The organism is Nocardiopsis lucentensis DSM 44048, assembly GCF_000341125.1.
In the GTDB taxonomy this organism is placed as follows: Bacteria; Actinomycetota; Actinomycetes; order Streptosporangiales; family Streptosporangiaceae; genus Nocardiopsis; species Nocardiopsis lucentensis.
The window spans coordinates 1-8,294 of the sequence record NZ_ANBC01000436.1 but is presented as its reverse complement, the minus strand read 5'-3'; the positions used below and the strand labels follow the sequence as shown (position 1 = coordinate 8,294).

Below are 8,294 nucleotides of genomic sequence, written 5' to 3'. Positions count from 1 at the left end.
GCGGGGCGGGGCGGCCAGCCTCACGGACGCCTACGGCTCGGCCCCGTCCGTAGGAACCCCGGCGGCGCCCGGACCAGCCCGGGGTGTCCTTCCACGGTCCGCGGAAGGACACCCCGGGAACCGCCCCGCTCGGCAGCCGGTCAGCCGGTGAACCCGCGCAGCAGGTCCTCCCGGGCCCGGGAGACCCGTGAGCGGATGGTCCCCACGGGAACCCCGGCGATCCGCGCCGCCTCGGCGTAGGTCAGGCCCTCGACCTGCGTGAGTACGAACGCCTGCCGCCGTTCGGGAGTGAGCCCGTTCAACAGGTCGAGCAGGGCCAGGTGCTCGTCGAAGCGGGTGAACCGCACGGACAACCGGTCCCAGTCGTTGAGGCTGACACACCTCGGCCGGGCCGCCTCGCTGCGGTAGCCGTCGGCGACGGTGTTGCGGGCGATCGCCAGCAGCCACGACCGCACGGGCGCCCGACCGGCGAACCGGGGCAGACTGCGCAGTGCCCGCAGGTAGGTCTCCTGGGTGAGTTCCTCGACCCGGCCGGCGGGCACCCGGCGGGCGATGTGCCGGATCACGGTGGGCCTGGTCCTGCGGACGAGGATGTCGAGGGCGGCGGCGGATCCGTCGCGCGCGGCGAAGGCCAGGCGCTCCAGTTCGCCGTCCGGAGGGGTGGTCTCGACAGGCATGGGGGGCTCTCTCCTGGTTCTGGACGCGTTCGGCCGGCCCGGTGGCGGACTGCGCCGACCAGGGGCGAAGCGCGTGGGACGGGAGCGGAGGCGTCTGCCCGAACCGGGACCCGCGGGCGCCCGGGGCCGCGCCGGTGCGGCGGCGCTCGTGGGCGGTACGCGGGACGGGCCTCAGCAGAACGCCGGAGGACCCCTCAGCACCAGGCTGTGCCGCAGGTAGAGCACGGTCTCCCGGCCGCGCGGGGGCGCCGCCGACCCCGTCGTCCGCGGTCGGGGCGGCGAAGGAGACACCGTGGCCAGCGCCAGGAGCGGCAGCAGCGCGACGGCGACCAGACGCAGGTAGGCGAAGAGTGCGGCCTCGCCCTGGCGCAGCCACCAGGCGCACACCGCGCCGGCGGCCGCGTGGACGGCCAGCATGCCGCCGCTGCCGGAGGCGGCCGCCAGCGCCTCGTCGTAGGAGCCGTGGTGGCCTCCCGCGGACTGCGCGGTCGTGTACACGAGGTGGAGCGCCGACTGGGACCAGGCCATCCAGCCGGCGATCGCGCCCAGTCCCCGTTCCCGGCCGGTCACGGCCCAGGCCACCGCGTAGACCAGGGCCGATCCGACGATCAGGCCGCCCGGGGGGACACCGTGCCCGGACGAGAGGGAGTGACCGCCCACCGACACCGAAGCGCACACCGAGGTGAAGACCCCGGCGCGTACCGTGCGCAGCGGTGGGCGCTCCGTCATGGAACTCATACTGGCATCCCGGAGCTCATCCCTCCAGGAGTGTCGCGCCGACGTATCCCCCCTCCTCGCATCCGGGAGGAACGGCGAACACCGCCGACCCCACGGCCGTGACCCACTCGTTGAGCAGGTCGAGCTCGTCCAACCGGCGCTGGATGGGGACGAACTGGCGCAGCGGGTCGGCCTGGTAGGAGGCGAAGAGCAGTCCGGCCTCGCCCCCGGTGCCGTCGCGCAGGTCGTAGTTGTAGCCGCGGCGGAAGATCCGCTCGTCCGGGTCGCCCGTCCGCGCCCGCCGCACGTGCGCGAACGACGGGATGACGGTCAGGCCGTCGGGGCCGGTGGCCGCCAGGTCCACCTCGTCGTGCTCGTTCTCACCGGTCAGCGGGGCGCCGTTGTCCAGACGGCGCCCCACCACGGCCTCACGGGCGGGCCGGTCGATCTCGTCCCAGGTGTCCAGGTCGGTGGCGATCCGACGCAGCACGACACTGGTGCCGCCGGCCATCCAGTCCGGGCCGTTCCCGCCCCAGACGAGGTGGTCGAAGTCCTCCGTCCCCGGTTTCGGGTTGACGGTGCCGTCCACCTGGCCCATGAGGTTGCGCATCGTGGTGCCGTCCGGCTGGGAGCCGTAGGAGCGCCGGAACCCGCTCTGGGACCAGCGCGGCCGACCGAAGGGGCGGGCGTCCCGGACCATCATCCGCACGGCGTGCGAGACGGTGACCGGGTCGTCCGCGCAGACCTGGACGAGCAGGTCGCCCCCGCCCCACTCCGGGCGCAGGTCGTCCCGGTCGAACTTCGGCAGCGGCCCCAGCCACTCGGGCACGGCGTCGGGGTCCACCCGTTCGACCAACCCGCGCCCGAACCCGAAGGTGGTGGTCAGCCGGGCCGGGACCTCGGCCAGTTCGGGCTCGGTGTCGGTCAGGGAGGGGGCGCCCTGGGTGAGGCGGGCGGCGTTGTCGCTGAGGATGACCATGAGCCGCCGCACGGCGTCGGCGTCGGCGTCCTCGTTCAGGTCGAGCGCGACGAACGTGGCGTGCGCCTGCGGCGGCGTCTCCACCCCGGCCTGGCGCCGACCGTGGAACGGCACGGTCCGGCCGCCGTGCGGGGGCGCCGACTCCGATCCGGGAGCCGGGTCGGCGCCACCGACCAGCCGGTGCGCCGCGGTGGCCCCGGCCGCGCCGATCCCCGCGGCCCCGAGTCCGGCCGCGCCGCCCAGGAGCAGGCCCCGGCGGCTCATCCGGCCGCCGCGTGCGTCGTCGGGTTCGGGGGCGGCCATCACTCGTCCCCGTATCCGTCGTCGGAGCCGCCACCGTCCTCGCCCGTGCCCGAGCCGTCGCCGTGGCCCTCGTCCATGTCCTCCATGTCGCCCGTGCCGTCGCCCTCCATGTCGCCGTAGTCCTCGTTGGCGCCGGTGTAGGGGCGGATGGCCGCGTCGAAGGTGGTGGTCGAGCCGTCCTCGAACTCCACGGTGACGGTGAGCTCGTCGCCCGCCGCCAGGTCCCGGGTCAGCTCCATGAGCATGATGTGGTCCCCGCCGGGCTCCAGGGGGTAGCTACCGCCGGCCGGGACGACGAAGCCGCCCTCCATCTCGCTCATGCTGGCGTCGGCGCCCTCCAGGGTGCCCTCGTGGAGCTGCACCATGTCCGCGCCGTCGGCCTCGGCGGCGACGACGGTCAGCTCGCTCTGGGAGCTGTTGGTGATCTCACCGAAGACACCGGTCATGCCCTCGTCCTGGGTGACCGCCTTGATCCAGGGGTCGGTGATCTCGAAGCCGTCGGCCGCCGTGGCGTCCGCGGCGACCTCCTCGGCGGGGTTGTCCTCCTGCTCGCCGCTCCCACCGCAGGCGCTGAGGGCCAGGGCGAACAGGGCCGCCGCGGTGGCGGAACGGGTCGTGCGCTGGTGCATCGGATGACTCCGTGGTCGGGCCGCGGACGCGGCCGTTCACCGTGACAGTCGCCCTGGGGCCGCGCCCGGTTCCCGCCGTGTGGTCACAGAGCCGGTGAGGAGAAGCCCGTGTCCGTACGGGGCCCGCCGCGGCGCTCGGCGGGCCCGGGTCAGCGGCGCCGCCTGCTGATCGAGATCGTGGTGGGTACGGCGGCGTTGGCCGCGCCGTGCACGGTCACCTCCAGCAGCCCCTCCCCGTAGGTCGCCTCGACGTCCTCGTCCCCGATGTTCTCGGGGAGGCTGATGTCGCGGCGGAACGCGCCCATGTACCGCTCCGAGGAGTAGTACACGACGTCGTCCTCGTCCCGGCGGCGCTGGCCGCTGATGGTGAGGACGTTCTGGCTGAGGCTGACCGTCACGTCCTCCTCGAAGACCCCCGGCATCTCGCAGCGGATCACCAGGTCGTCGCCGCGCGCGAGGATGTCGGTCGGCGGGCTCCAGGCGTCGGCGAAGCCGCGTTCGCGCTCCCCGGCGTGGCTGATCTCGCTCGAGGACATGGTCTCGGAGATCCGGTTCATCTCGGTGATCATGTCCATCACCCCGTGGAAGGGGTTGCCGAACTTCTTGCGTGTCACGTCCGCCTCCTGCGGGTCTCGGTCTCCGGCTGGGCCACGCGGCCGTCACTCGCTCCGGGGTCGGGGGGTGGTGCGCCGCTCCTGGACCGACCGGCCCCGTGCGGCGTCGGGCGGCGGTTCCTCGGCCAGCGCCCTGCCCAGGCCCCACAGCATGAACAGCAGGATCACGGCGAAGGGGAGACCGGTCACGACCGCGGCGGCCTGGAGGGCGGCCAGGGCGTCCTCGCCGCCCAGGACGAGCAGGACCAGCGTCACCGCGCCCTCGGAGATCGCCCAGAACGCGCGCTGTCCCCTCACCGGGTGGGTGTCGCCGCCGTTGGTCAGCGTGTCGACCACCAGTGAGCCGGAGTCGGAGGAGGTGACGAAGAAGATCGTGACCACGAGGATGAGCAGCAGCGCGATCGCGTCGCTCATCACGGGTGAGAAGGTGAACATCGCGTCCACGAGCCGGAACGCGCGGTCCTCCTCGTTGAGCGCGGACAGTCCCGCGCCCTCGAAGAGCTCGTAGTACAGCCCGGACCCGCCGAAGACGCCGAACCACAGGACGGAGACGATCACCGGGGCGAACAGGGCGCCGACCACGAACTCGCGGATGGTGCGCCCGTAGGAGATCCGGGCCAGGAAGATGCCGACGAACGGCGCCCAGGAGATCCACCAACCCCAGTAGAAGATGCTCCACGTGGTGGTCCACTGGGCCGCCTGCGGATCGGCGAGCGGGCTCGGGAAGGACAGGCTGAGCGGGATGAGCGCGGCGAAGTACTCCCCCGCGGCCGTGGTCATGGTGCTCATCATCCACAGCTTGGGTCCGAACAGGAAGATGACGACCAGCAGCGCGAACGCCAGCCACAGGTTGATGACGGACAGGCGCCGGATGCCCTTGTCGATCCCGGCCAGGACGCTCAGCAGGGCGATGCCGGTGATGACGACGATGATGAGCGACTGCGTCATCTGGTTGACCGGCAGCCCGAACACGTGGCTGAGCCCCCCGTTGATCTGGAGCGTGCCCAGGCCCAGGGAGGTGGCCAGGCCGAAGAGCGTGCCGAACACCGCCAGGATGTCCACGAGGTTGCCCGGCCAGCCGAACGCGCGGTCGCCGATCAGCGGGTACAGGGCCGAGGCCGGACGCAGCGGCAGGTTCTTGCGGAACGTGAAGTAGCCCAGCGACATCCCGAGCGCGATGTAGATCGCCCACGGGTGGAAGCTCCAGTGGAAGAAGCTCAGGGCGAGCGCCTCGTCGGCGGCCTCCACCGGCGGAGCCTCGCCCTCGGGCACGAGGAAGTCGGAGTTCCTCGGCCAGGTCAGGTGGTGGATGGGTTCGGAGACGCCCCAGAACACCAGGCCGATGCCCATGCCGGTGGTGAAGAGCATGGCGAACCACGCCAGGGTGCTGAACTCCGGCCGTGAGTCGTCGGGGCCGAGCCGGATCCGGCCGAACTTGCTGAGCATGAGGAAGACGGCCAGGACGAGGAAGAACGTCGTGCACAGCACGTAGATCCAGCCGAGCTGGTTCCCGATCCAGTCGCGGGTGGCCGTCGCCGCGTTGAGAAGCGGGTCGGTGGCGACGATGCCGACGGTGACGAAGGTGAGGATCACGACTCCGGATACGCCGAAGACCGCGGGGTTGGTGTGTTCCCGTATGTAGTCGCGCAGGGTTGAGATGGTGGCTCCTCCCCAGCCCCGGAGGGTTGGCTGCCCTGCTGGCCGGGACGGCGGTGTCCGGTGTCGATGTGTCGTCCGTGCAGGTCACGGCCGGCGTATTCCGGATGGTAGGGGGAGACCGAGTGGTGTGCCCGGCTGGCGCGTCGCGGGAGGTTCCGCCACGGACCGTGACGAACGGGGCCGTGGGGTGGGTCAGAGCGGTTGGCTGGGGAGGGCGGAGTAGGCCTCGGCGAGCCGGGCGATGAGGACCGAACGCGGCAGGTGGACGCCGTCGATCGCGGTCACCGGGCGCACACCGGTCGTGGCGTTGGTGACGAACGCGCCCGCCATCCGTGTGCAGGAGGCTGTGGGGACGACCCGGGTCGAGACCGGGATCCCCAGGCCGACGGCGGCCCGTTCGACCAGCTGCGCGGTCACGCCCGGTAGGCACGGCGCCTGCGGCCAGACCAGGCCGCCGCCGTCCAGGAAGCCGATGTTCCAGGTCGGCCCCTCCGCGACGCGGCCGTCCGCCCCGGTGAACAGGGCGTCGTCGTGGCCGTCGAGTTGGGCGGCGCGGCGCTGGTGGACCGAGCCGAACAGACCGGTGCTCTTGACCTGGGGCGTGTCGCGGGTGAACGGCCGGGTGCCCAGGCGCAGGGGGCGCGGCGGGGCGTTCGGGTCGGGCGCGGGGCGGGTGGTGACCAGGATCTGGGGGAACGCGCGTGCGGCGGGACGGCCCAGGTCCATGTCCGGGTCGAAGACGGTCACGCGCACGACGCAGGGCGAGGGGTGGGACCGGGCGGCGCGGCGGGCCAGTTCGCGCACGCGCGGCAGGTCCAGTTCGGTGCCGAACAGGGTCCGGCAGTCGCGGGCGAGGCGTTCGGCGTGCAGGTCCAGACCCCGGACACGCAGGTCCGTGACGAGCATGGTCGTGAAGTGTCCGTATCCGTACAGGGCGAGGCCGGCGAGTTCCCCGGTGCTGACGGGGCGTCCGTTCAGTTCCATGTCGTCCCCATCATGGCATTACGGGACCTGGGTCACCCGGGTTTCCGGCACGAGCCTACGGAAGGACCTCAGGCCGGGGGGCGCGGAGCGCGGACCACACCGTCGAGCGTCGCGCCGACGCGGTCCAGCCAGTCGGCGATGACGGCCAGTTCACCGTCGGAGTAGTGGTCGTGCAGTTCCGTCATGGCCGCGCGCATGCCGGGGGAGGAGGCGGAGGCGAGCCGGTCGGCTCCCTCGGTGAGCCGTACCGCGATCTTGCGCCGGTCCCCGGGGTGCCGGGTCCGCTCCACGAGGCCCCGTTCCTCCAACCGGTCGAGGACCCCGGTGACCGACCCCGTGGACAGGCACAGGCTGTCGGCGATCTCCCCCGGCGTGAGGGTGCCGGACACGCGCAGCAGCGTGTAGCACTGGAAGTCCGTCGGGTTCATGCCGCTGAGGGCCGCCATCCGGTGCAGGAGGCGCACCAGACCGACCGCGAGCCGCTGACCGCCGTCCTGGAGGGCGTCGTAGAGTTCGGTCCGCGATCCGGCATCGGGTCCGCCGGGGGGCGAGGCCGGCGCCGTTTCCATGGAGCTCCTGGCGGGTCGGTGACCGGCTGGTCCGGTCCTACCCAGGATTCTAGGACGTGTCGTGCTCCGGCGGCGGCGTCCGGCCGGGGGAGCGGTAGCCTGGGCCGGTTCTTCCCGAGGAGGCCACCATCACCCGATCCGCAGCCATGGCAGAGCTCGTCGCCCCCGTCAGGTCCGCCGTCGAGGAGGACCTGCGCGACTACCTGGGGGGCCGTGTCCGGGAAGCGGGGGAGGCCGATGGCGAGTTCGGCCGCGACCTGGCCGCCTCCGTCGCGGGCTTCGCTCTGGGCGGCAAGCGGCTGCGTTCGGTGGTCGCCTGGTGGGGGTGGCTCGCGGGGGGCGGGGCCGACGACGGCGCGGACGCCCGCCGCGCGCTTCGCGCCTGTGCCGCGCTGGAGCTCGTGCAGACCTGGGCACTCATTCACGACGACGTCATGGACGGCTCCGACCTGCGTAGGGGCGCGCCCTCGGTGCACGCGGCGCACGCGGCGGCCCACCGCTCCCACGGGTACGCGGGGGAGGAGCGGCGGTACGCGGAGGGCATGGCGATCCTCGCCGGGGACCTCGCCCTGGTCTGGGCCGACGACATGCTCGACGAGGCCCTGGCCGGGCTGGCCACCCGGGAGGAGGCACGGGCGGTCTGGCGGAGGATGCGCACCGAACTCATCGCCGGGCAGTTCCTGGACGTGCGGGCGCCGGCGCGGCGCGAGCGCTCCGAGGCGACGGCACTGCGGATCGACCGCCTCAAGACCGCCGCCTACAGCGTGGAGCGCCCCCTGCACCTGGGCGCGGTGATGGCCGGGGCCGACCACGGGGTCGTCCGGGCCCTGCGGGACTACGGCGTCGACATCGGTACCGCCTACCAGCTCCGCGACGACGTGGACAGCGTGTACGCGGACCCCGCGCGCACCGGCAAGGATCCGGGGGAGGACATCCGTGACGGTAAGTGCACCCTGCTGATGTCGGCCGGGCTGCGGCTGGCCGAGGAACGGGGCGACGCCGAGGCCGCGCGCCTCATCGCCGACCCCGGCGCCGATCCCGACGACGCGACGGTGGGGGCGGTCGTCGCCGCCCTCGACCGCGTGGGCGCGCGCGACGAGGTCGAGAGGCGCAGACGGGACCTCGCCGCCAGGGGCGCCGCGCGCCTGGACGGTCTCGACCTC

At 73.0% G+C, this 8,294-nt stretch carries 9 protein-coding genes; 1 reads left to right on the top strand and 8 read right to left on the bottom strand.

What is annotated here, in order from left to right; genetic code table 11:
• Positions 1–140: 140 nt before the first annotated feature.
• The 8 genes from D471_RS0115375 to D471_RS0115340 form a co-directional block, all read right to left on the bottom strand.
• Entirely contained in the window at positions 141–677 is a 537-nt protein-coding gene (locus D471_RS0115375; RefSeq protein WP_017599440.1) for a sigma-70 family RNA polymerase sigma factor, read from the bottom strand.
• A gap of 171 nt (positions 678–848) precedes the next feature.
• Positions 849–1,406: a hypothetical protein gene (locus D471_RS0115370; protein ID WP_017599439.1), complete on the bottom strand. Its 558-nt coding sequence runs from the start codon at positions 1,404–1,406 to the stop codon at positions 849–851.
• 25 nt (positions 1,407–1,431) lie between these two features.
• Complete coding sequence (locus tag D471_RS0115365; protein ID WP_017599438.1) at positions 1,432–2,676, bottom strand: Dyp-type peroxidase; 1,245 nt, start codon at positions 2,674–2,676, stop codon at positions 1,432–1,434.
• Positions 2,676–3,305 carry a copper chaperone PCu(A)C gene (locus D471_RS0115360; protein WP_017599437.1) on the bottom strand — a complete coding sequence of 210 codons (630 nt, stop codon included), beginning with the start codon at positions 3,303–3,305 and terminating at the stop codon, positions 2,676–2,678. Before D471_RS0115360 ends, D471_RS0115365 begins: the two co-directional genes overlap by 1 nt.
• A 149-nt stretch (positions 3,306–3,454) precedes the next feature.
• Positions 3,455–3,919, bottom strand: a complete 465-nt coding sequence (locus tag D471_RS0115355; RefSeq protein ID WP_017599436.1) for an Hsp20/alpha crystallin family protein — start codon at positions 3,917–3,919, stop codon at positions 3,455–3,457.
• A gap of 45 nt (positions 3,920–3,964) precedes the next feature.
• Positions 3,965–5,557, bottom strand: coding sequence for a BCCT family transporter (locus D471_RS0115350; protein ID WP_083924229.1), 1,593 nt, complete (start codon positions 5,555–5,557; stop codon positions 3,965–3,967).
• Between the two features lie 213 nt (positions 5,558–5,770).
• The gene (locus D471_RS0115345; protein WP_017599434.1) at positions 5,771–6,562 is read right to left on the bottom strand and encodes an aminotransferase class IV family protein; all 792 of its coding nucleotides are present in this window, start codon (positions 6,560–6,562) and stop codon (positions 5,771–5,773) included.
• A gap of 68 nt (positions 6,563–6,630) precedes the next feature.
• Entirely contained in the window at positions 6,631–7,131 is a 501-nt protein-coding gene (locus tag D471_RS0115340; RefSeq protein WP_017599433.1) for a MarR family winged helix-turn-helix transcriptional regulator, read from the bottom strand.
• A gap of 146 nt (positions 7,132–7,277) precedes the next feature.
• Here D471_RS0115340 and D471_RS34590 point away from each other — a divergent pair.
• On the top strand, positions 7,278–8,294 hold a 1,017-nt coding region (locus D471_RS34590), incomplete at its 3' end, for a polyprenyl synthetase family protein (protein WP_017599432.1).